The organism is Marinobacter lutaoensis (assembly GCF_001981305.1).
Lineage (GTDB): Bacteria > Pseudomonadota > Gammaproteobacteria > Pseudomonadales > Oleiphilaceae > Marinobacter > Marinobacter lutaoensis.
This window is the reverse complement of sequence record NZ_MSCW01000022.1, coordinates 1-1275: the sequence shown is the minus strand read 5'-3', so window position 1 is coordinate 1275 and position 1275 is coordinate 1. Positions and strand designations below refer to the sequence as shown.

The 1275-nt window shown below is 56.9% G+C and carries 2 protein-coding genes; both read left to right on the top strand.

What is annotated here, in order from left to right:
- A partial coding sequence (locus tag BTO32_RS18025; RefSeq protein ID WP_217697042.1) for a hypothetical protein occupies positions 1-345 on the top strand: 345 nt, incomplete at its 5' end.
- On the top strand, positions 332-1275 hold a 944-nt coding region (locus BTO32_RS17510), incomplete at its 3' end, for a WD40 repeat domain-containing protein (protein ID WP_175618692.1). The genes BTO32_RS18025 and BTO32_RS17510, both read left to right, overlap by 14 nt.

Below are 1275 nucleotides of genomic sequence, written 5' to 3'. Positions count from 1 at the left end.
GCCCCGCTGAATCACCGCGCCAGCGTCAGCCCCGAGCTGGCCCGAGATTACCTCCGACGGCTCCGAAAACTGGCGCTGAACCACTGGCGACCAGAGCACCCACCGAGGCCCGCCTTGGGGTATGTGGGGTTTGAGGCGGTGGCTGGGGATAAGGCTGGGGCCGAGCGGGATAAGTTTATTGAAGAAGCTCTGCGTGTGAACAAATTCAGTATAGTAAATCAATCAAAATGGCTGTTCAGCCACTCAGGCATGAAAATTCCCAGCCAGGAAGTTTTCGAAAAATCGTTTTCCGACGCCATCATGCGCCGTATCGTTGAGGAAGGAACAGGCTTTGGCCGGTATTAAATCCAGAACCGCACTGTGGACGGCTTCGGTCGCCATTCTCTTATGTGTCATCGCTCTAGCGTCGGCCCATTGGGGGCCTCCGAAAGGCCCCGTGATGTCCGCAGCCGTGTCGACCTCCGGCCGGTATATCATCACCGCCCACCAGGACCATTCGCTGATCCTGTGGGACCTTAAGAAAAAAACCTGGGACACCCTCAGCACCCGGGCAAACATCTACAGCGCAGGGGTGGTTCCGGATCGGGATGCCATCCTCTGGCAGGATCTGGACAACCGGGTCGTGGTGCAAACGGTCGCCGGCGATGAACTGCTCCGCTTTGACCATTTCCCAACCTATGGACATGCCATCTCCTCCGATCTCAACACCTATCTGTCCGCGGATCAGCAGTGGAATGTGTTCAAGGGCTTTGGTGACCGCCAAAAGCCGATCCTCAAGGACGGCGTCAGTCCCAGTTTTGCCGGTTCCGGTAAGCTTCTGAACCTGGCCATGGCGAAAGACCGGCCCTATTTCATCACGGCGGGGTTCGGAGACGACCACGACCCCATCGAGGACTATGCACCGGTGGCCGATGGCCGGCGGTTTTCGAGGTACGGCGGTGTCACCCTCTGGAACACGGAGACCGGGGAGCCGGTCGCCAAGTTGCGAGGCAACTCGTCCAAAACCCACGCCGCCATCAGCCCCGATGGGCAGTGGGTGGTCAGTGGGGACGAGAACGGTAACGGATTTTATTGGAATACTGAAGAATCAGAAAAAAGATACCGATTAGCTAGTTATTATAGCGGTCGGTACATTGACGGCACGCCCTTTGAAATGGGCGATGCTCGTAATTGGGACAAAAGCCAGCTAATTGATCCTATTGATGGACTGAACAACGTCACCATCGCCCAAGCCTTCATCGACCACAGCCGGTACTACCTCCGCTTCGGCAACAA